Source organism: Planococcus wigleyi (genome assembly GCF_014836985.1).
GTDB classification, from domain to species: Bacteria; Bacillota; Bacilli; order Bacillales_A; family Planococcaceae; genus Planococcus; species Planococcus notacanthi.
Genome location: NZ_JACSPU010000005.1, coordinates 228593 through 250673, shown reverse-complemented (window position 1 = coordinate 250673; position 22081 = coordinate 228593). Strand labels below are relative to the sequence as shown.

The following is a 22081-nucleotide window of genomic DNA, read 5'->3' as shown; positions in this document are numbered from 1 at the left end:
CTTGTTGGAGCACACAGTGCCTAAGTTTTAAACGTATTTCTTATATAAGCGATGCTACGAAAATAAGGTTTTCTAATATTCCCCGTATAACGCCGTCCACGTATTCGTGCCGACAATGCCATCGACTTTCAAGCCTTTGTCTGCCTGGTATTGGCGGACGCTCTTATGGGTTTCGGGTCCAAAGATTCCATCAACCGTTGTTGTTAGTCCATATTCATTCAATGTCCATTGGAGAAGTTCTACTTCAATGCGCGCACTTCCCTGACGCAGGATAAACTGATGCTCCGGTGCAATATCCATTAAGTTCCGGAGTTCGGCGGGCAGTTCTCCTTCTGGGTCTGCAGGTTTATCATGTTCTCCGTACAGTGCGGCCCACGTATTCGTACCGACAACGCCATCAACTCTCAAGCCTTTATCGGCCTGGTATTGGCGGACGTTTTTTTCTGTTTGAGGCCCAAAGATGCCATCAACCGCGGTTTCGAGTCCGTAATGATCCAACGTCCATTGGAGAAGCTCCACTTCAATGCGTTCACTTCCGTTGCGCAAAATAAACTGATGTTCCGGGGCGATGTCCATTAAATTCGCAAGGCGGGCTGGCAGCTTATCTTCGGTGACTGCAGCTGCATGGCTTGTAGCTTCCGCCGGTTGGAAAGTGAGGGGAGAGGCAACCAATAACCCAAATGCCAGCAACGTTGGAATCCATTTCTTCTTCACGGCTGATTCCTCCAGAATTTGTATTTGCCTCCTGTCTACCCAGTTTATTTTTAAACAAAACCAGTATTCAGCCCGTTAAGGAAATAAATCTATTGGTGCCCTGTGAAAATTTTGGCTTCGTCATTGTTCTCATACAAACTTACTCTCCGACCATTCCATCGTGATCATTGTCCCGCATGTATGGATATAACCAATGATCACTCATGATGGGCATGCTGAAACCGGCTGCTTTTGCTTCTTTGATCGTCACCTGCCCATTGCCGTTTGTATCAACGCTGGATACGTCTCCGCCTGTGTCTGCAGCGGCTGACTCGACAGGTTCACTGTTTGTGGCCGCACTGAATGAAGCATCAGGCTCACTGTCGGTTAAACCGAGAGAGGCGTTTATTTCATCCGGGTTCGCGTTGTCAAAGGCATCGACGACTTGGTTCCCTTTGATCGTATAGCTGTATTGATAACTGGAAGGAATCTGCGTTTCAGTATCCGGATAGGTGATGACGGCTTCAAAATTCGTTGCTCCGCCTGCGTCACGGATGCTGTCTTCCATATAAGCTTGATCCCCGTGCCGGTTAAGTGTACTTTCTTGCGGGGTAATATTGTAGGCATTCGATACTCCTCCAAGAGAATCGGCAATGACATGCCCTTCATCCAAGATGTCGCTTTCGACGCCCGGAACCTTTGCCTCATCCGAATAATATCTGCCGGACGATAAGACAGGTTCGCTGCTGTCATCCTGTACAACGATTTCCGCAGCAACGACACGTTCTAGCTGCCCGTGTTCATTCGTAAAGGCCCAATATTCGCGGTCTCCGTATCCAATGTCAACGACGATGTTGGCTTCACGGTATCCAGACACATCGCCGCCATCCACATCAATCAGTTTATATCCTGCGAACAGTTCCTTTTTTTGCTGGGCTTCTTCTTCAGCTTTTTTCTTTTTCGCTGCCAGTTCCTGTGCTTCTTTCTCTTTCACAAGTTTCTCGGCCGCTGCTTTTTCTTCAGCTTCTTTCTTCGCTGCCAGTTCCTGCGCTTCTTTCTCTTTCGCCAGCTCCTCAGCCGCCGCTTTTTCTTCGGCTTCTTTTTCAGCTGCCAGGCGTGCTTCTTCTTTTTCTTCTGCAGCCTGGATCTCGGCTTCTTCCAGGGCGATGCGTTGTTCTTCAGCTTCTTTTTCTTTCTGCGCTTCCATTTGTTCACTTTCGACGCCAGCCGCAGTATCGACTTCGTCTGCTGTAAAGGCGACTCCAACGCCAGAACCAATTATTACTGCGAATGAAAGAGCAGCCGCAAGACCAGCCTGCTTAACAGTTAACCCTTTTTTGAACAAAGCACTGACGAGCAATAAAACAATGCTCGCAGCGAAAGCTAATAAGGCAACCAACATCAATAAAACAAATACCACATCCATTTAATATGTCCCCCTGATTTGTCTCGTTCTAGATCTATATTGCTATTTTCCAAAGATGAATATAACACGATTCAGAAGGTAAATACTAGGGAATGATAATTTTCTGTCTGGAAATATTTAGTTCCAAGTATTTTTTCGTGTATTTGTTTTAATAAAATCTGATGCTCTGAGCAGGTTTCTGTATTTTAAAATTATGGCGACAGACAAATTACACTAACGTAACTGAATAGTTTTAGTTTAGGAGAAGTAGGTGACGTCGGTTTGTAATTACTGTTAGAAGGGATCGTGTGGAGATTTTGGAATGAAGGGATTTATATTTGGGATGAATCAGAGAAGAAGTCATAAATACTGAAACATTCAAACATGCATCCAGCCCTTAATTAAACTGGGTGCATGTTTTGAATTGAAATGGGCTGTTCTACTCGACCTATTTAGCGATACAATAAATGGTAGAATCTATATCTTTTTTACATGCGGAGGCAGCTATGAAAATTCAAGCAGTGGTTGTAAATGGTCAAAAAATAATTCCATCCATAGAAGTCGGGCTTCAAAAGCAGAAAGTCATCGGCATCCAGACGAATGTTCAGCGCAAGAAAATCCTGCTGGCTGAATTGGCTGAGCAGCCGGATACGTACGTGTCACTTGTGGAGCAGGGAGAGTACAAGCGCCTTACGGTGGAAGAGCTGCTGCGTTTTATGAAAAACATCAGTGGACATGACAAACCAGTTGGCACGATGCTACGCCTGTTTCAGCTAGAGGATCTGAGGAAGATGAAAATCAGCCATTTACCTTCGTCGAAACAAATCTATTTGTCACTGCTTCGCATTTATTACGCACATCAGCAAACCATTGTATTGGAGGAACCGTATTTCCAGCTCGAAGAACAAGAGAGGCTCGTCTTTGCACGATTGCTGCAGGAGCTTTCAGCAGAAAAACGAATCATTATCCTCACGTCCAATCTGGAAGATGCGCTTATCAGCTGCGATGAAATTTTTCGTTTGGATAACGCCGGACTGCATCAGCTGGATTTTGCTGATGCAGACAGTGAGCCGCCAGTGCAGGAAGAGATTGAGGAAGCGGAATTCAAGGTTCAAAAGATCCCGACAAAAAAGAACGACAAAGTTATCCTGTTCAATCCGCCGGAAATTGATTACATTGAAAGCATCAATAGTATGGCTGTGGTACATGTCGGAGGCGAAACCTATAGTTGCGCACTGACTTTGGCCGAATTGGAAGAGCGTCTTCAGCATTACGGCTTTTTCCGTTGCCATCGCTCGTATATCGTCAATCTGCAAAAAGTACGGGAATTAATAACGTGGACGAAAAACAGCTATAGCCTGCGCCTGACAACTGGCCAGGATTCGGTCGTGCCGCTGTCACGGACTAAATTAGTGGAGTTGAAAAAGCTTCTGAACATTTAAATTTCCCAGGAAATAATTGGTCAAACCGGCGCTTTCGGGGTACAGTTCAGCCAGAATAGGGTACATTTTAGCCTGATTTAGAGGTGTTCTTCTCTTTTTCTTTATATGCTTATGCTATCAACGAAAGGGAGTGGAACACATGAACACAATTTCCGTCCAAAACATTCAAAAATCATTCGCTGGCAAACCGGCATTAAAAGATGTCTCATTTGATATTCCGAAAGGAGAGATTTTTGGTTTCCTGGGGCCGAGTGGTTCCGGCAAAACGACCTTGCTGAAAATTTTGACTGCACAACTGGATCCGACAAGTGGAAGTGCAACCGTGCTGGATAAGCCAGCCAAACTGATGCAAAAAACCGATCAAAAAAGACGCTTCGGCATTTTGACCGATAACAGTGGATTATATGAACGGCTAACGATTGAGGAAAACCTGGAACTGTTTCGTGGCTTGTACGACTTGCCGAAATCATCCATTCATAAAGTACTCAATTTCGTCAATTTGACTGCCGACCGCAAGAAGCGGATCAGTGTCCTGTCAAAAGGGATGCGCCAACGGGTCACCTTGGCATGTGCCATCATCCATGAACCGGAAATGCTGTTTTTGGATGAACCAACGTCTGCGTTGGATCCGGTGAATACCGCACATATCCATAAAGGGCTGCGCTATTTGAATGAAAACGGCACAACCATCTTTTTGACGACACATGACATGACCGAAGCGGAAACGCTGTGTGAACGGGTAGCGATTTTGCATAAAGGCGAAATCCGCGCAATCGGTGCGCCCGCTGAACTTAAAAAGACCCATCGCGACGGCACGCTGACAGTGGAATTGACGTCTGGCCAGAGCGAGCGGTTGCCGATGAACGAAAATTCGGCAACCCAGGTTGCCAACTGGATGAGCCAAGGCCAAATTGATCGCATCTATACAAATGAGCTAAGTTTAGGCGATATTTTCATTAAACTGACAGGGAGTGAATTGGTATGAACGTGTCATTGAAACGGATCCAAGCCATAATAGTCAAAGATTATAAAGAGTTTTCCAGAAACTACGCAATTTCAGTCATGATCTTATTCCCATTGCTTTTCGCCTTTATGTACCGTTCAGATGGTGCTGAACAAGCCACTATGTATGCGTTTGTCATAAACTTTTCGTTGGCGATGCTCACCAGTTTTGTCCAGGCTTGTTTGATTGCTGAGGAGAAAGAACGCAACACGCTGCGTTCGCTGATGATGACACCGGCTTCTATGCTGGATGTGCTGATTGGGAAAAGCGCACTTGTATTCATCATTTCCGCGGCCGTGCTGGCGCTTTCGACGTACATCTTCGGTTACGATACATCGAATATGATGGTGCTAGTGGCGGCGATAGGCATTTCCATTCTGCTTTATACGGCAGTCGGGACCATTTGCGGTTTGTATTCAAAAACTTTGATTGAAGCGTCCCTTTCGATTTTCCCGGTATTGATCATCTTTACCATGGGGCCATTCGCTTTGGTATTTGAAGAAGATTACCCGTTTGTGAAAGTCCTGCGCTATTTACCGAGCAGCCAATTGAGTGAATTGCTGAATGCTTTGGAAATCGGAGCGACGACCAATGAACTGATCATGAATTTGGTTATTATTTCCATATGGGCGATTGTGTTGACTGTGATTTCGTTTGTCCTGTATAAAAAACGTTTGATGGATCGTTAAAGAAATGAAGAGAGCCACTATCTGAGTTTTTTCTTTTATAGTCTCACACCCGCAACCTTCTTGTTGCGGGTGTGTTTTTTATATTCGCCTTCCTCATAACCAGAGAGACAGTTGTGTGAACCCATCCAAAATAGGGAAAGCTTTTAGTAGTAGGGTAATTCCTGGATTTGATTGAAAAAGGAGAATGTTAGTGTGACAGAAAAAAGAGACGAAATCATTTTAAGAGGGCTACAAGAAAATAACTTAAAAAACATTGATTTAAATATCCCGAAAGAGAAAATCAATGTCTTTACCGGTCTGTCGGGTTCAGGGAAAAGTTCCGTCGTCTTTGATACTTTGGCAACCGAGAGCAGAAGGCAAATGACTTTGAACTACCCGTTGTATGTCAGACACCAGATGCCGAGGTACGAAAGGCCGCATGCCGATTTGATGCAGCATTTGAGCCCGGTCGTTGTCGTGGAACAGAAACCGGTAAGAGGCAATGTGCGTTCAACGGTTGGCACGTACATGGACATTGATCCGTTGATTCGGCTGCTGTTTTCACGGATCGGCAGCCCATCGATTGGTTCAGCAACGGAGTTTTCCAGTGACAGTTCTTTTGGAAAATGTCCGGAATGCAGCGGATACGGAGAAATCGTTGCGCCGGATATCACCAAACTCATCGATCACACGAAGTCGCTCAGGGATTCCGCAGTGAGATTCAAGCCGTTGGCGCCGCCTGGCTGGCAAGGCAGATGGATGGTGGATGGCGGGTTGTTCGATCCTGATCTCCCCATCAAAGATTTCTCGGAAGAAAAATACAATCTTTTAGTCTACGGACCGCCGGAAGGCGAGCGGGCATTCAGCACTTATTATTACAAAGTAGGCAATAGAGACATCGAATGGGACGGCATCCTTCCCCGGTTTATTCGCCTGTACATTAACCGGGACCTCACGAAATTGAAAATAACGTCTCAGGAAGATGTCTTGGCAATGACCACGCACACAGCGTGTCCAACGTGCGAAGGTTCAGGATTGAATCCAAAAGTGCTGGAATGCAAAATCAACGGGTTGAATATCGCCCATTATGACCATTTGGAACTGACGGATTTGCTGGAGGAACTGGCGAAAATCCAAGATCCCGTCGGAAAATCAATTGCCCAGCAAGTATTGCCTAACGTCAGACAATTGGTGGACTTGGGCTTGGGTTATTTGAGTCTGAAACGAAAAATGGGCACACTTTCCGGTGGAGAGGCACAGCGCGTGAAAATTGCCCGCCATTTAGGAAGCAGTTTAAATAACATCACTTATATTTTCGATGAACCCAGTGCAGGGCTTCATCCGGAAGAAATCGAAATGCTGACGAAGATGCTGAAAAGTTTACGGGACAACTACAATACCGTAGTGGTCATCGAGCACAATTTAGCCGTCATCAAAACTGCAGATGAAATCATCGAAATGGGCGCCGGTGCGGGAGTGAGCGGCGGGGATGTGGTGTACCAAGGCGAACTGGAAGGCTTGAAAAAAGCTTCAGCCATCACGAATTTAGACCATAAATTGACAATCAATCAAAATCCGAGAAGAGCAGAAAACAGCTTCTCCATAAAGAATGCTTCAGCCAACAACTTAAAAGATGTAAGCGTGGAAATTCCAAAGAATGTCCTGATCTCGGTCTGCGGTGTTTCAGGTTCCGGCAAGAGTTCGTTGCTGTTTGGCGCGTTTGCAGAGAAGTATCCGGAAACCATCTTGGTGAGCCAAGGCAGCATCGGAACGTCCAGCCGTTCGACACTCGCGACCTACATGGGGATTATGGATGACATTCGATCGATTCTGTCAAAAGAAACAGGACAGCCGGTGGGATTGTTCAGCTTTAATTCAGCGGGGGCTTGCCCTGTCTGTGAAGGCAAAGGCGTCACTACACCGGACGTGGCTTTTGCAGATCCCGTTACTGTAACATGTGAAGCATGTAAAGGTACGCGGTATTCAGATGAAGCCCTGTCTTATCGATACAACGGAAAAAATATTGTGGAAATTCTGGAACTGACAATCGATGAAACCAATCAGTATTTAGATATGCCGAAAATCGTCAAGAAAGTAGATACATTAAAAGATGTCGGATTGGGGTACCTGACACTCGGGCAGACGACCAGTTCGTTGAGCGGTGGAGAAGTGCAGCGACTCAAACTGGCCAGCCACCTGAAAAAAGAAGGACAAATCTATCTGTTGGATGAACCATCTTTAGGCTTGCACACTAAAGACAATGAAAAACTATTGGACGTTTTCCAAAGGCTCGTCAACAAGGGGAATTCCGTCATCATTATTGAACACAATTTAAACTTAATCGCTGCGAGCGACTGGGTCATCGAAATGGGGCCAGGCGGAGGAAAAAATGGCGGAGAAGTCCTGTTTGAAGGAACACCGGGAGACATGCTCAAGGCCGAAACTGTGACGGCGAAGTGGCTGAGAGAAGGTATGGGAGAGTAGTTTTTTCACTAGCTGAGAAAAATGCAAGAATTGTCAGTTTGTTTGAAGCGAAAAACATTCGGGAAAGCCTAGTATTAGGATGATTTATAAACTTGAGGAGGAAATTAAAAATGGCTAAAGTGTTAGCAGTTCTATCAAGTGGACATACGGATACAGAAAATAATTACGAAACCGGCTGGTGGGCCGAAGAATTATTTGCGCCGATGGAAGTATTTCAGAACGCAGGACATCAAGTCGACCTGGCTTCACCAAAAGGTGGGAAACCGACACTTGACCAAGCGAGCATCAGTGAAGATTATGATCCAGACGGCAAATACAAAAAAATTTATGAATCGGGATTAGCAGATGACACAAAAAAACTTTCGGAAATCAATCCGGAAGAATACGACGCAATATTTATCGTCGGAGGCCATGGAGCGATGTATGACCTGGCTAAAGATGAAACCTTGCATAAAATCATCAATGCCGTTTACGACAACGGAAACATTGTTTCAGCGGTTTGCCACGGACCCGCTCCATTGCTTTGGACAACACGTCCCGATGGCAAGAGCATCATTTCCGGCTTGGACGTAACCGGGTATCCGGAAGCGGTTGAACCGGAAGGCCTTCCGGCAATCCTGCCATTCAGCTTGGAAGGTGAAATGAGCAAAGTGGCTAACTATTCCGCTGAGCAAAAAGTGGTCTGGGGCAATGATCAATTGGTGACCGGCCGTGACCCGTTTTCTTCTGAAGCACTGGCTGAGGAATTGGTGAAAGCTTTCGATAAAAGAACTAAATAGGAAATCCGGGTGATGGAACTTCTCATCAACACCAGAAATGCCGAACTTTGCGCAGAAACAGCGCGAAGTTCGGCATTTTTTTTGAAATAGCATTTGTTATGCAACTTTAAAGCCCTGATTCATCCCGGATATCTTCTTCCGTGATATTGCCCTGGGGTCCAGACCCTTTTACAGTCTCCAGATTGACACCCAGATCTTTTGCAAGCCTACGGAGCCTCGGCGATACCCGTACGAAATTATTGGATGCCTGGCTAGTAGAACTCGTTTCGACTTTGGTTTCCCGTGCCGGCTTTTCATCTTGGGCGGTTGCTCCTTTTCCAGAAACCCCGTCAGGATCAATGGTTGCCAGCACATCGCCAACTTTTGCGGAGTCTCCTCGTTTTACCGCGATTTCCTGGATGGTTCCGCTGCTTTCGGCTGTGATTTCGGAAACAGCTTTTTCGGTCTGGATTTCCACCAATGGCTGTCCTTTTTCCACGAAATCGCCAACTGACACAAACCAGAGAACCATCAGGCTTTCATTCACATCCTCCGCCAACTGCGGCAATCGGATTTCAATCATTCCAGCACCTCCAGAGTCACTAGGCTTCAGCCATCATTTTTTTTACTTGCTCATAGATTTTATTCGGTCCCGGAATCACGAAGTCTTCCAGAACGCCGCTATACGGAATCGGTACATCGGGAATGGCCAGCCGGCTGATCGGCGCTTCCATTTCAAAAAATGCTTCTTCAGCTATAATTGCTGAAACTTCTGCGGTCATACCATAGGACAGGTAATCTTCATCGACGATGAGAAGACGATGTGTTTTCTTGACGGACTCAATGATGGTGTCTTTATCAATGGGTGCCAGTGACCTTAAGTCAATGACTTCAGCTTCGATTCCTTCTTGGGCGAGGCGTTCTGCAGCTTCGACTGCGTAATGGGTCATCATTTGAATGCCGACAATCGTTACGTCTTTTCCTTCCCGGACGACTTTTGCTTTATTCAACGGAACAGTATAGGAGTCCTCAGGAACATTGTCTACGGCTGCGTCTAACTGCTCCATCCAGCCCAGTCCTTGGAGTGATTTATGGAACATGAAAACAACCGGATTGTCGTCTCGGATCGCTGACACCATCATGCCTTTTAAATCATATGGATTAGACGGTGCGACGACTTTCATCCCTGGCATATGGGCGAATGTTGCATAAAGGGTTTGCGAATGTTGTCCAGCATCCCGGTAGCCTCCGCCGACTGCAGTCATAAGCACCATCGGCAGTTTAACATTGCCGCCCGACATATAAGGGATTTTTGCCATATGGTTATAGATTTGATCCATGCATACGCCAAAAAAATCGACAAACATCAATTCTGCAATCGGCCGCATGCCTTCTGCGGCGGCGCCAATGGCAGCTCCGATAAAGGCGGTTTCGGAAATAGGAGTATCCAGCACCCGCTCAGGTCCAAATTTTTCAATCAACCCTTGTGTCGAACCAAATATACCTCCATACTTTCCGATATCTTCACCTAATACAAAGACATTTGGATCGCGCTCCATTTCCTGCGAAATTGCTTCCGCCATAGCTTTGTTGCCGGTGAGTACTCTTTTTTTTGCTGTTTCCACAATTGATCGGCTCCTTTCCTAGTTTATGAACTGAACACATCTTTCAATGCGGATTCGGGATCAGGGTAGCTGCTGTCTCTTGCAAACTGGTATGCTTCATCGACTTCTTGTTTGGCGCGCTTTTCCATTGTTTCCAGATCGGTTTCATTGATGCTCTCGGATTCAGCCAGCATCTTTCTCAGCTTGAGGAGCGGATCCATTTGGCGAAGCCCCGGCACTTCAGTTTGATCACGGTATAATTCTGGATCTCCCTGGAAGTGGCCGAGGAAACGGTAGGTTTCGATTTCGATGATGGTCGGTCCTTGGCCATTGCGTGCTCTTGAGACCGCTTCCTCAGCCACTTTGTACATGGCGATTGGATCATTGTCTTTTACGTAAGCACCTGCAATTCCGTAAGCAGACGCCCGTAAGTCATTTGATTCTACGGATGTAGATGATTTTTTCGGTACTGAAATGCCGTATGAGTTGTCTTCAACTACTACAATAAGCGGTAAATTCCACACGGCTGCCAAGTTCAGTGATTCGTGGAAAGCTCCGGCATTCGCTGCACCTTCACCGATGAAAGCGACAGCTACCCAATCTTTTCCTTTCATTTTGCTGGTCATCGCAGCGCCAACTGCGTGTGGAATACCGGCACCGACGATTCCGCCGCAAGAAAATTTCACTTCAGGATCAAAAAGATGCATATGTCCGCCTTTCCCTTTGCCCAGACCGGTTTCCTTTCCGAAAATTTCAGCCGTCATTTTCTTTAAATCGACGCCTTTGGCAATAGCGTGATGATGGGGGCGATGGGGAGCCGTCACCGTGTCGTCTTTTGTCAAATGTACACAGATTCCGACTGCGGCCGGTTCTTGTCCAGTGGCCAGATGCATTTCACCTGGTACCGTCCCAGCTCCAATATTGAATACTGGTGTTTTGCCTTCCATATACACTTCTGCCATCTGGTCTTCGTAGTAACGAATTTTCACCATCTGTTCGTACATCCATACCATTTTTTCCATGGATACTGCGGGCTGTTTTTCTTCAAACATAGTCACTCCTTTTCCTCCTTTCGAATGATTAACAAGTTGCATCCAATGGCAGGCGGCACATTTAAATGTGTCTAAACATCTTTATAGTAACATCTTTTCTTTAATTTATGTAAATATTCAGTTTATTTAAATTAGCCATCCTAAATATGTATCCATTTCACGGAATTTATACTGGATCCTGCGCTCCAGGCGGACGCTTTCCGCGGGATTGCGCCGAAGCTAGCGAAGCGATGCAGGAGCATATCTTTGCCCTTCGCCGCCTTGCGCTCCGGATCCTTGAATGATGTGATTATCGGTCAAGTTATTTTTATATTGTTGCCTAGCTTGTCTTCCCTTTTTTGAAACCAAACGCTTCCAACCGGAATTCATCTGGATTAGACTTTTTCTACAGTCTGATTTAACTATTATTGATACATGCTATTAGAAGCACTATAATAAAACTAAAAAAACAACCAATAGGCACCTATTCAATAAACGAATCCCCGATACATAGTATAAATCGAAAGAAGGGGTTTAACATGTCGTTTCTATTGACTGGTAGAAGGTTGTTAAGTCTATCGACACCGCTGATTGTCACTGTCCTATTCGTCAATGGATGTCAAGATGCCCTCGGAATATCCAATTCAGATCCCATCAGTGAGGAAGGCTCAGGAGAAGAGGTTGATTTGGAACCACAAAGCGACTGGGACCATTACGAAAAACATACCAAACCCGAAATCGAACGTATCCGGGAACAGTTCAATCAAAGTTGGCAAGATCATTTTGAACCGTACGTTTCAGACCTAAGTGCGGATAAAGCAGATGTTTTGATGGAAGAGTTGGAGGAATTCGAGGCAGAATACGGAGAGGTTCGCTTGGCCCTCGGTAGCTTAGAGTTTAAAGGAACGATTGAAGAAGTTCAAACGCTAAATGCATATCGCGGCAGTATGTTGGATGCCGTCAACAATCGCTTAAGAGCAGCGGATGAAGTCCAATACGGAGCAGCACACAAGGTCGAAGATGGTGATATATCTTGGGATTTAGCCCGTGCCGAAGTCGAAGCGTCTCATGCCAGCGTCGTAGAAGCAGATGAGTTTTTATCCATATTCGAATCCGGAGTGTTATTGTTTGAATGATGAATTTGTAAGCTTGCGAAGGAAAGTGAAAAGACGTGGCCAATCTTCAAAAGTATAAAAGAAGACTATTGATTCGGAGCATATTCTGTTTTGAAGCGCTAAACTCAAAATCCCCCCTTTAGACGTACTAGAATGAATCATTGTTTATTTTTAAGAAACCTCAATCGGTGAGAAAAAGAAGGATGAGGATTGATATTTTAGTCTCTTTTGTTACGCTAGAGTTCACACGCTTCGGAAGGGAGTCTTCAAATGGAGTCGTTGATGGAAATTATCCTCATAGTCTTGCCTATTGTGTTTGTAGGAGCGATTGCTATATTTGTAATCACCCGGCTTAAAATCAAACAAAAGCGGGGCACGCTCGGCAAGAAAGAACCAGCAGAAGCTCAAACGATGTTGGACAGTTTGATTCCCCTCGGTATGATTTTCGGTAGCGCACTCGGTGTAGTTGTTGGGATCATTTTCAGCATTTCGTTGGGCAACGCCATTGTATTAGGGTCAGGAATTGGCATGCTGGTCGGCTATTTTGCATACGAATTTTACAGTAAAGAAGAGAGCCGTTCATGATTGCTGCTTTTGCTATAGCCTCTTTAGCATAGTCCGGGTTGCTGAAACTTTTAGGTCTCACTTGCGTATTAGAATCAACAAGTCTAATGAAACAAGGAGGTAATTTCATGGTTGCAGTCATTCCAGCATTGTTGGTTATCTTTTTAGGCGCTTATGCTGCTTCATCAAAAAAGAACAAACAACTCCATTAAATTATTTTCTTATTTCGATGCTCTTTCTATTTACTCACTAGAATTTCAAGTCAATAAAACCGTATTTCGGAGCCTTAAAGGTTTCGGGATACGGTTTTTTCATTGAGCAAAAATATAGAGAAATTACTTAAAGAAAAAATCTCTCATATAGTCTCCCGTTAAATAGTTGAATCTTTTTCAGCATAGCTTCCGTATAATTAAAGCGATAAGGCAAAAACAAATCTGCGCCTTTAACTGGCTTTACTTGGTTCAATGGCTTTTTAACGTTTCTACTTACTCTTCACGAAAGGCATGATTAAATGGGTACCGTTTCACTTGTTATCTTCCTCTTTATTCTTCCATGCGCATGGTTTTTCTGGACGAGCATGGATTTGAAAAACGGCAAAAAGAATAAAACACATTGGAAAATATCTCTGGCCGCTCTCTTTGCAGTGGTCCTGATCAGCGTCGGTTTAAATTATTATTTCTCCAATGCCTATCAGCTTTCTTTTTTTCAGAATGGATCTGAAAGCATAGTTGCACTCATTCTTTGTGCCGCATTCCTGCTGGTGATTGTCATCGTCAATCTGATCACCAGCCGTCTGTTTAAAGGTGCACCTAAATCAGTCCACAATCCTAAGGCAGTCAGGCGTTTCATGGCAGTATTCTGTGCTGTTATTTTGTTTTTCACCATGTGGGTGTATCCGTTGGCGGAGAAGGCATCGTATATCAACAAAATTGAAAATGCTCTAGCATTGTCCGAACAACAACAAGGCGATGAGGAAATCACAGTGTTGTTTATGAGCTCTGAAAGAAAATGCATGCGGACGAATACATCGAATTGCCATTCCCAATCCTACCAAAACGCATTCTTTCTTAAAAACAACTTAAGTACACAAAAAGAAGTCCAAGTGCGGATTCGAGCACTTGATTCCGAACAAAATGAATTGAAGGTAATCGATTCGGATATCATGACGCTGGAAGCAGGCGAATTAAAGTTGGTCGAAACGGAGGAATCATTTGATGAAGCGAGCATCTGGAGCCGCTCTTCCTTTGAAACGGATCGCCGAGTCCAATCTTATGAATCTCTCTACAGGTACCGTGATCGGGAATAACTCACACTTTCTTAGCTTAATGGAAATGGAGCGGGAGAAAACCAGCTTATGACATACCACCACGTTTCGCTGAAATCTGGTAAACTTAGCGATATTGGTAGGTAAATACTATAGAACACTGCAAAAAGAGCTTTTCAGGAAACTGGAAAGCTCTTTAAAAAACTTGGTGTTTCAATATAGCTGTCTTTAAAAAGCTTAAAAGAAATGAGGGATAAGATATGGAAAACATCTTTCTATTATCAGCTGCCTTAGCCATTTTATTGGTAATGGTTATTGTTATTTATTTCCGCAGAAAAAACAGGATCGTTCCAGAGGGTGACCAAATATCGCCCCAAGAAAGTGGCGCGCCAATCGACAATGACAAACCGGATGTGGAAGAAGATGCAAATGAACCCTTCCTGCCCCAAGTTACAGAAGTTCAAAATGAAGAAAGCGTAAAATCCAAATACAAAAAAATTGAAATTCCATCAGTGTTAAAGATGGATATCCAACAAACCCTTGCTGCTGGATCAATGATCATCGAAGATTATAAAACGTATAAAGTGGAATTCAGCCCTGAAGTTGTAAAAGGCTTGAAGGATAAAAGCATGACGCTGATTGAAAAGGCCAATGGCAAAGGCTATCTTCCAGCAGTAAACAAAGAAGGTGTGAAAGGGATATATAAGCAAGGGGTATTGGTAAGGAAAATCAATCCAGGATTGGTGGCACATGCGAGTTACGGTTTGTTGGCAGCTGTTGTCGGACAACAACAATTGGCGGAGATCCAAAGTTCGCTGAAAAGCATTGAAAGGAAATTAGATGCTCTTGTTCAAAATAGAGATAATGATTTTGCCGGAAAAATCGAATCGAGATTTGGTTATTTTAAAGAAGTCATCGAACGTTTTCGGAGAAACGGGATTACCCTTGGCGGAGTGGAAGACCATAAAATAGAAGGGTTTTACGCAGACACTCTCCAAGATTTGAAAGTTTTAATGAAAGACCTTAAAGCGATTGGCAATCAGATTGAAGGGTTAAAGGAATATGAAAACATTCGCAAATGGGGTGAAGCCCCGGTAAAAAAAGAGTATGAAACCCTCATTGAACAGTTTGAAAAGAAGCAAGAGCTGGTTCGATTAAATATAAAGTTTATCGAAGAATGTTACGAGACCTATCTCAGCACCATACGGAATTACGGGGAAGTCAATGTGAAATCACAAACCTTGTCTGACTTGATAGTCGAGAACCATTCAATTATCAATAACATTGAAGACAAAGTCAGAAGTATTGAAGAAAATTACAAAGTAAAGATCAACTTAGGCATAAAAGCTTTGAAATACCGGGATTTGGGAAGCTTAAAAGAACTTGTGCCGGCAAGAATCGATCAGCAAAAAGACATGGCTCAAGAAGTCCCTTCAGAAATATTAGTGGAGACGGCCGATGGAGGCAAGGTATATGCGTATATTCCAAAGTGAAAATCGGAAACCCGATCCAGAAAAGATGCAATACTAAGAGAACCCGCAACGTAAAAGCCCCTCTTTTACGTTGCGGGTTTTACTGTTTATCTTAGCTTTTGACTCTGTCCAACACCCCGAAATAATTCCCCTTCGTCAGCTGAAAAATTAAAGTTTTTGCCAACATCTTATCTATAAAAATATCATTGAAAAAAGTTTTTTGATATGATGGAAAACTTAGATAATTTATATGCGAATATGGTATTATCAAATTAAAAAATGCAGCACTGTTTTATATTTTGACACGAAGAAAGGGAGGTGGCTTTCAGGAAATATGAATGGTTTACTGGCTGAAAGCACCCCTCATTTATTAGAAAGGCCAAGCCACTGGGGATTGCCCATTTCTTTGATCTCGAGATTTAGTTGTGTTTAAAAAAGGAGGGGAAGATGAAATGACACTTGTGTCGAAATCGTTAATGCCTGATATCTTTTTCTTGCCGGAATGGGGAAAAATTTATGCGAGACAGGAAAAGGGCGAACATGAAGTTTTTGATTTCGCAACGGATTATGGACAGGTGTCTTATCAGTTTGTGGTGCGGCCGATTCCAATTGATGTAGGAGGCGTCAGGTACTACGATACCATCACCCCTTTTGGACCATGTGGGCCGGTGACTATCCGGTGTGCTGATGGCAGAAGAGCTGAACTCGCGGCGTCATTCGATGCAGCATTCCAGGAATACTGCAATGACCACAACATTGTTTCTGAATACGTCCGCTTCAATACATGGGTGAAGAATACTGAAGACTTCGAGAACATCTACAGCCTCGACAACCGAGGAATATCAACGTGTATTGACTTGACTGTGGATGATTATTTTATGGACGAATTCACTTCCAAAACGCGTGGGCAAGTTCGCCGAGCCTTAAAAAACAATGTGGAAATCGAGTATGATTACACGGGTTCCACCGTCGGCGAGTTTCATCGGCTTTATGAAATCATGGCGAAGCGCAACGACATTCCGGATCATTACCGTTTCTCAAAAGAGCTGCTGGCCGAATCGTTCTCTTTGCTGGAAGGAAAACAATTCATCGTCTATGCGAAATACAACGGGAATTATATTTCGGGTTCTTTGTATGCGCATCATGGGGATTTACTGCATTACCATCTGACAGCGAATGACCCTGATTTTTTCCATGTCGCGGGCAATAGCCTGGTGCTGAACGAAGGGTGCCGCTGGGGAGTTGAGCATGGCATGAAGCACGTACATCTCGGCGGCTCTACCGGAGAAGAACTGTACCGCTTCAAGCGAGGGTTTACGAAAACCGAGCCACTCGACATCCTGACTGGCAAGAAAATCCGCAATGAAACGATCTATAAGCTCCTGTCGGATTATCAATTGAGCAGAGGCGACGTTGAAAATCCCAACTACTTTCCGCTTTACCGAGGATGACGCAAGCTTAAGCGTTTTGATGCCACAGGCTTGTCTGGAATAAATACACTGCCGCACTGAAGGAATCCATTTTCCTCGGTGCGGCATTTTTTATGATGTGCTCGGATTATTTAAAGGATTGGTGCTGAAAAGAGGATGGCACGTTATACTTCATCGCTATTTTATTTCCATAGAACGATGGTTTCTTTGATCCGGTTTTCCAATCCCCGTGCCAGCCGCGCGATGATTACTAGCAGTACTGCCAAACTCACGATCAACACAACAAGATTCGGTGTGCTCTTCGAATACAAATCATTGATATTCGATACCATGAGCCATTGCGGGAAAAATGGATTCATGAAGCTTTGATAGACGGCGATCAGGTTGTTAGCGATATGGAGCAAAATCGGCACGAGCAGATTGCCGGTCTTTAAGTAGAGGAGCGAAGCGACCACCGCGAATAGGAATGCGCCGAAGAAGTTGACGTGGAAAAGGGCGAAAATCATACTCGACAAACCGAGACCGCTCCAAAAGCCTAATGCTGCCATCAATCGGCTTAAAATCAGTCCCCGAAATACGAACTCTTCTGCGATCGGTGCGATGATCGACAAGATGAAGCTGGTCGCGATTAAGTACCACAAAGCATCAGGGAACGGCTGCGGCGTCAGCGCGAAATTGACCGTAGCGGGAGCGATGGGCAGGAGTGCTCTTAACTGCAGCCAGTAGACACTCATGGAAAATGCCAATACCAGCGCGGTAAGGCCAAAAATCGGCAATACCCACTGGAGGATGTTGTGGAAGAAAACCAGTTGGCGCAGTTTGACGCCCCGGTTTTTAAAATGATAGCTAAGAAATGACACAGGCAAAACGATATAGAAAATCAATTGAAGTGCGACACTGATAAGGAGCACGTTTTGTGTAGCCTGCAGTATGATGAAAATCGCCACAATGAATGCACCCGCCATCCAGCCGTGTACAAATCGGGATCTTTTTTCCTCGAACATCGTCAACGCCGCCTTTCGTTTCAGGTTGCAATCGATAGATACCATGAAAAATATAAATGATTTCGCAATGTGCTTTTGAGAGAAAAATATCATTAAGTCAAATTAATAACTTTAATTTATTTTAATAATAGCATGGCTTTAGACTTTAAAAATATTTATCCGACTCTAAATGGGCGATAAAAAAGTTCTGTAGTAGAAGAACCTTAAATTTGTTTTGCTTGATCTCGTAAGCCCAAACAACAAAAGGATAGATTGGCGGTTTTCGTATCTGGACTGTTGGTTTACAAAATTAGGTTCCATTGGTATATTGAGCGTGAATGCGATAGTCCGCAAATACGAATAAGGAAAAGAGGTTGGAAGAATGGATGTAAAATTCCCTATTGGAAAATTAGAAGTTCCTGAAAACGTGAAAGCTGAGCATATCGAGGAATGGCTCGGGAAAATCGGAAATTATACCGTGCGGTTGCGGGAAGTGGTCGATTCTTTGAGTGAAGAGCAATTGGGCAAAAAGTATCGGGAGGGCAGCTGGACAGTTCGTCAGCTTGTGCATCATATTGCAGATTCCCAACTCAATATGTACCAGCGCCTGAGACTGGCTTTGACGGATGACAATCCAACGGTTCCCGCTTTCAATCAGGAAAAGTGGGCGGAACTTCCGGACAATGAATTGCCGGTGGAAAGCTCGATCCGCATCCTGGAAGGGCTGAACGAACGGATTGTGGCACTTGGGCAGCAACTGGATGAAAAGCAATTGGACCGTGTCTTTACCCACGAAACGAACGGTGAAATCAGTGTCGCTACCAAACTGGCGAAACTCTGCTGGCATGAAGAGCATCATTTTGAGCATATCAAGATCGCTTTGGGAAAATGAGTTCTTCCTTTATTTCAATCGACATTAAGGCTTAACAAGGAATGGGCATTTACGTGATTCCGCACAAGAGCTGAAAGCCGCTAAACAACTCTAATCGAATGCTTACGCAAACGAAAATTCATATTCTTAACTTTCCACACCTGAGGCAGTACACTATCAGGTGTGTTTTTTTATTCATGTGATAACATTCAAGGTTCTGAAAAAGAATGCTCGTACACATTTTCGTTTCTTTTGCAGAGATCAGTTTTACGGATTAACTAATTAGGGAAGAGAGAATGTAGAAGGCTTGTATAAGGAATGTTTCAGATTGACTGGATTCGGCTGTGTATAGCGATCTTCATGGAACAATAGAAAAAACGACTGAAAGGATGCGTTAAGATGAATGAAAGTACGGTGAAAAAAACCACGATCTTCACCATAGTGAATTTGGTTTTATATTTTTTGACGCTTGGCGTTAATTACCTCGGTTCTTCCGGATTTTTCAATGGCCAGAGCCAAGGAGATATCTCCGACCAATACTTGACGCTGATCTCACCAGCGCCTTTTACGTTTTCGATTTGGGGCGTCATCTATAGTCTGGTGCTGATTACGTTGGTCTATATGTTTATTAAACGGAAAGATGCAAAAGTCATCAAGCTGGTCTTGTTGATCACGCCATGGTTTGTCTTGCTTTCGCTGTGCAACATGGGCTGGATCATTGCGTTTTCCTATGAGCGATTGGGCATTTCCACGGTTCTGATCATCGGCATGTTGTTCTCTTTGCTTGTTATCATCGGGAAAATCTATACGCATCGCTTTGAAGTTCCATCGACGCTTGCAGGACTAAGTTTCACGTTCTACTGTGCATGGGTGACCATCGCGACCGTCGTCAATGTCTCGTTGCTTTTGGTTCAGCTGGAATGGAACGGTTTCGGCATTTCTTATTCGGTTTGGACGCTGATCATCTTGGCGGTTGCTGTCGCATTTGTCCTCATTTATTTGACGAAGTATAAAAATGCGGCCTATCCACTGCCTTTAGCATGGGCGTTTTTCGGAATTTATGGTTCGTATGCGAGCGGTCGGGTCAATCCGGAATTAGCGGCGGCCATCCAAGGCTTTTTGATTGCCGGCATCGTGATTTTCCTGATTGCGGCAATCTGGAGATTCATTAAGAACGGAAACTCTCTCTTCTTGAGACATTCGGATCAATAAAGTCTTTAAAAATAAAAGCAGACACAAAAGCTCTTTTCAGGAGTTTTGTGTCTGCTTTTTCTTTCTGTCCAATTAATGAATATCCCGTTTCCTGAAACTTCCGCCTCGAACTTCGGCTACATCGTAAACTGCAACGAATGCGTTCTTGTCAATTTCAAAAATGATTTCTTTCATTTTGCTGTCTTCCAGCCGGTTGATGATGCACGTAACTTCTTTATACTGTTCGTTCGTGTAGGCACCTTTTACGAAACTATAAGTGGCATTGCGTCCAAGCCGGTCGTAGATAGTCTGGACAAGCAATTCCGGTTCTTGCGAAATGATTTTATACGTCTTGGATCCGCTGAAACCTTCTTCAACCAGATGAATCACTTTAGAAGCAATGAAATAGGCGATTCCTGAAAGGAACGCGCCTTGCAGGCCGAACACAAAGGAGACGACAATAAAGACAAAGATATTCAGGAACAAGATCATGTCACTTGTCCCGAATGGCAATTTGCGTGAAAGCAGCACGGCCAGCATATCGATGCCGTCGAGCGCCCCGCCGTTGCGGAGTGCAAGGCCCATGCCGAAACCGATGATGATCCCGCCGATCACCGTAACCAATAAAGTGTCTCCTTCAATGATGGTCGGGATGTGGTGCATAATGGTTGTTGCGTAAGCAAGGGAAGCGATGCCGATGATGGAGTAGATGGCAAAGCTTTTTCCAATTTGCTTATAACCTAAATAGACGAATGGGATGTTCAGTACAGCAATCAGCAAGCCAAGCGGCAAGCCGAATAATTGGGAGCCGACGATACTGAGGCCTGTGATTCCGCCGTCTGAGACATTGTTCGGAATCAAGACAGCTTCAAGGCCGTATGCGGTGATGAACGCACCGATGATGATGGGCAAGGCCCGTAATATCACTTTCGCTTTGTTCGCTTTTCGTTTCGTGTCTGGTGCAGTCATTTTAATCCTCTTTCCTATCGTTTCATGATGGTAGTTTTTCACTCTAACTATTAAATATAATCCTTTTATTGCTATTTTAGTAGGATGAATTTAAAAAAATGCAATCTGGTATAGATAAAATCTCGACGAATCTTCGCTCAATAGGGAAGGGGAAATTCTGAACGATGCCGATCGAATATGGTTTTTGCCTTCGTATTTAATTGGTTTGTATTGTGAAGGCGTTAGATTGACAGAGTCTTGGAATTGTACTATTATGACTTTGAATTTTATAAGAGATTACCGGTTTTATTAGGAATAAATGCACTCTGCCCAAAAACCTTAAAGCCAAATTTTCGAAAGAAACCCAACCGCCAGCCAGCCATGGTTCCTCAATGCTAAATACTTAGGAGGTTCTTCCATGAAACCGTTGATCGTCTATTATTCCCACTCAGGAAATAATGAAAAATTGGCAATCGAACTGCGCGACAGAATCGGCTGTGACATGTATGAAATCAAAGAGAAAAAGAAACGGAAAGATTTGGCCATCCTTATGGATTTCATGGTGAAGCGCAATTCGCGCTTGGTTCCGTTGGATTTTGATGTCAGCGACTATGGACCGATTATTCTCTTGGCACCTGTGTGGGCAGGAAAAGTTGCCGCACCGATGCGGACATTCTTCCAAATGGAAAAAGACAAGTTAACGGATTATTCCTTTATCACCTTATGCAGTGGTGCAGCTGGACAGCGTGAAAAAATAGCAGCCGAACTATCCGCTCTGACGCCGCAAAAACCAATAGCAGTTGCTGAACTGTGGATCAACAACCTGCTTCCGGAAGAGCAGCGTAATAAGATCAAGTACGCCACCAACTTCCGCGTTGAAAAGCAGCATCTGCAGCAATTTAATGAAGAAATTCAATTTTTTATTGAAATGGCCTTGCATACCCAAAAAGAAAAGGTGCTCCTGTAAAGCAACAGACTGTAGACCCGCGTCGTTTAATCGAGTGGGTATACAGTCTTTTTTGGCTATAGAGAGAAGCAGATAGATAATGGAGATTGACCGCAAAGTTATAGGTGAAAATGAAAAAACGCTTTCTGTGAATGAAGGAATTCGGTTACGGTAAGAATAGAATAGAATATAAGAAAAATGCCATCTTT

At 44.2% G+C, this 22081-nt stretch carries 20 protein-coding genes; 13 read left to right on the top strand and 7 right to left on the bottom strand.

The window, feature by feature from the left end:
• Positions 1-72: 72 nt before the first annotated feature.
• The gene (locus tag H9630_RS14950) at positions 73-714 is read right to left on the bottom strand and encodes a peptidoglycan-binding domain-containing protein (protein ID WP_191716298.1); all 642 of its coding nucleotides are present in this window, start codon (positions 712-714) and stop codon (positions 73-75) included.
• A 139-nt stretch (positions 715-853) separates the two neighbouring features.
• Positions 854-1807 (bottom strand): DNA/RNA non-specific endonuclease, encoded by a 954-nt coding sequence (locus H9630_RS14945; protein WP_404825538.1) that lies wholly within the window; start codon positions 1805-1807, stop codon positions 854-856.
• A gap of 797 nt (positions 1808-2604) precedes the next feature.
• Here H9630_RS14945 and H9630_RS14940 point away from each other — a divergent pair.
• The 5 genes from H9630_RS14940 (at position 2605) to H9630_RS14920 (ending at position 8474) form a co-directional block, all read left to right on the top strand.
• The gene (locus H9630_RS14940; RefSeq protein ID WP_191716296.1) at positions 2605-3540 is read left to right on the top strand and encodes a LytTR family transcriptional regulator DNA-binding domain-containing protein; all 936 of its coding nucleotides are present in this window, start codon (positions 2605-2607) and stop codon (positions 3538-3540) included.
• Between the two features lie 139 nt (positions 3541-3679).
• A complete protein-coding gene (locus H9630_RS14935) occupies positions 3680-4525 on the top strand; it encodes an ABC transporter ATP-binding protein (RefSeq protein WP_191716295.1) in 846 nt (281 codons plus the stop codon).
• Positions 4522-5232 carry an ABC transporter permease gene (locus H9630_RS14930; RefSeq protein ID WP_191716294.1) on the top strand — a complete coding sequence of 237 codons (711 nt, stop codon included), beginning with the start codon at positions 4522-4524 and terminating at the stop codon, positions 5230-5232. The genes H9630_RS14935 and H9630_RS14930 overlap by 4 nt, the downstream gene beginning before the upstream one ends.
• A 192-nt stretch (positions 5233-5424) precedes the next feature.
• Positions 5425-7695 (top strand): excinuclease ABC subunit UvrA, encoded by a 2271-nt coding sequence (locus H9630_RS14925; RefSeq protein WP_191716293.1) that lies wholly within the window; start codon positions 5425-5427, stop codon positions 7693-7695.
• 110 nt (positions 7696-7805) lie between these two features.
• A complete protein-coding gene (locus tag H9630_RS14920; protein ID WP_191716292.1) occupies positions 7806-8474 on the top strand; it encodes a type 1 glutamine amidotransferase domain-containing protein in 669 nt (222 codons plus the stop codon).
• Between the two features lie 106 nt (positions 8475-8580).
• Here the strand turns inward: H9630_RS14920 and H9630_RS14915 are convergent, their stop codons facing one another.
• The 3 genes from H9630_RS14915 to H9630_RS14905 are packed head-to-tail and all read right to left on the bottom strand — an operon-like array spanning position 8581 to position 11109.
• Positions 8581-9036 (bottom strand): biotin/lipoyl-containing protein, encoded by a 456-nt coding sequence (locus H9630_RS14915; RefSeq protein ID WP_191716291.1) that lies wholly within the window; start codon positions 9034-9036, stop codon positions 8581-8583.
• 19 nt (positions 9037-9055) lie between these two features.
• Entirely contained in the window at positions 9056-10078 is a 1023-nt protein-coding gene (locus tag H9630_RS14910) for an alpha-ketoacid dehydrogenase subunit beta (protein ID WP_191716290.1), read from the bottom strand.
• A gap of 23 nt (positions 10079-10101) precedes the next feature.
• Entirely contained in the window at positions 10102-11109 is a 1008-nt protein-coding gene (locus tag H9630_RS14905) for a thiamine pyrophosphate-dependent dehydrogenase E1 component subunit alpha (protein ID WP_191716465.1), read from the bottom strand.
• A 518-nt stretch (positions 11110-11627) separates the two neighbouring features.
• Between H9630_RS14905 and H9630_RS14900 the strand changes: the two genes are divergently transcribed.
• The 5 genes from H9630_RS14900 (at position 11628) to H9630_RS14880 (ending at position 16954) form a co-directional block, all read left to right on the top strand.
• Positions 11628-12224: a hypothetical protein gene (locus tag H9630_RS14900; RefSeq protein WP_191716289.1), complete on the top strand. Its 597-nt coding sequence runs from the start codon at positions 11628-11630 to the stop codon at positions 12222-12224.
• A gap of 261 nt (positions 12225-12485) precedes the next feature.
• On the top strand, positions 12486-12788 hold the full coding sequence (locus tag H9630_RS14895) for a hypothetical protein (protein WP_394120475.1): 303 nt from the start codon (positions 12486-12488) through the stop codon (positions 12786-12788).
• A gap of 562 nt (positions 12789-13350) precedes the next feature.
• Positions 13351-14073 carry a hypothetical protein gene (locus tag H9630_RS14890; protein WP_191716287.1) on the top strand — a complete coding sequence of 241 codons (723 nt, stop codon included), beginning with the start codon at positions 13351-13353 and terminating at the stop codon, positions 14071-14073.
• A 218-nt stretch (positions 14074-14291) separates the two neighbouring features.
• Complete coding sequence (locus tag H9630_RS14885; protein ID WP_191716286.1) at positions 14292-15524, top strand: DUF1572 domain-containing protein; 1233 nt, start codon at positions 14292-14294, stop codon at positions 15522-15524.
• A gap of 431 nt (positions 15525-15955) precedes the next feature.
• The gene (locus tag H9630_RS14880; RefSeq protein ID WP_191716285.1) at positions 15956-16954 is read left to right on the top strand and encodes a GNAT family N-acetyltransferase; all 999 of its coding nucleotides are present in this window, start codon (positions 15956-15958) and stop codon (positions 16952-16954) included.
• 161 nt (positions 16955-17115) lie between these two features.
• On the opposite strand, the gene H9630_RS14875 is transcribed toward H9630_RS14880, so the two are convergent.
• Positions 17116-17937 carry a CPBP family intramembrane glutamic endopeptidase gene (locus H9630_RS14875; RefSeq protein ID WP_191716284.1) on the bottom strand — a complete coding sequence of 274 codons (822 nt, stop codon included), beginning with the start codon at positions 17935-17937 and terminating at the stop codon, positions 17116-17118.
• 361 nt (positions 17938-18298) lie between these two features.
• On the opposite strand from H9630_RS14875, the gene H9630_RS14870 reads away from it, so the two are divergent.
• Together H9630_RS14870 and H9630_RS14865 are read left to right on the top strand one after the other, a co-directional pair.
• Positions 18299-18808: a YfiT family bacillithiol transferase gene (locus tag H9630_RS14870; protein ID WP_191716283.1), complete on the top strand. Its 510-nt coding sequence runs from the start codon at positions 18299-18301 to the stop codon at positions 18806-18808.
• Positions 18809-19186: 378 nt separating this feature from the next.
• Positions 19187-19999, top strand: a complete 813-nt coding sequence (locus tag H9630_RS14865) for a TspO/MBR family protein (protein ID WP_191716282.1) — start codon at positions 19187-19189, stop codon at positions 19997-19999.
• Between the two features lie 72 nt (positions 20000-20071).
• On the opposite strand, the gene H9630_RS14860 is transcribed toward H9630_RS14865, so the two are convergent.
• Positions 20072-20947 carry a YitT family protein gene (locus tag H9630_RS14860; protein WP_191716281.1) on the bottom strand — a complete coding sequence of 292 codons (876 nt, stop codon included), beginning with the start codon at positions 20945-20947 and terminating at the stop codon, positions 20072-20074.
• A gap of 397 nt (positions 20948-21344) precedes the next feature.
• Between H9630_RS14860 and H9630_RS14855 the strand changes: the two genes are divergently transcribed.
• Positions 21345-21893 (top strand): flavodoxin family protein, encoded by a 549-nt coding sequence (locus H9630_RS14855; protein ID WP_191716280.1) that lies wholly within the window; start codon positions 21345-21347, stop codon positions 21891-21893.
• The last annotated feature ends 188 nt before the right edge of the window (positions 21894-22081 follow it).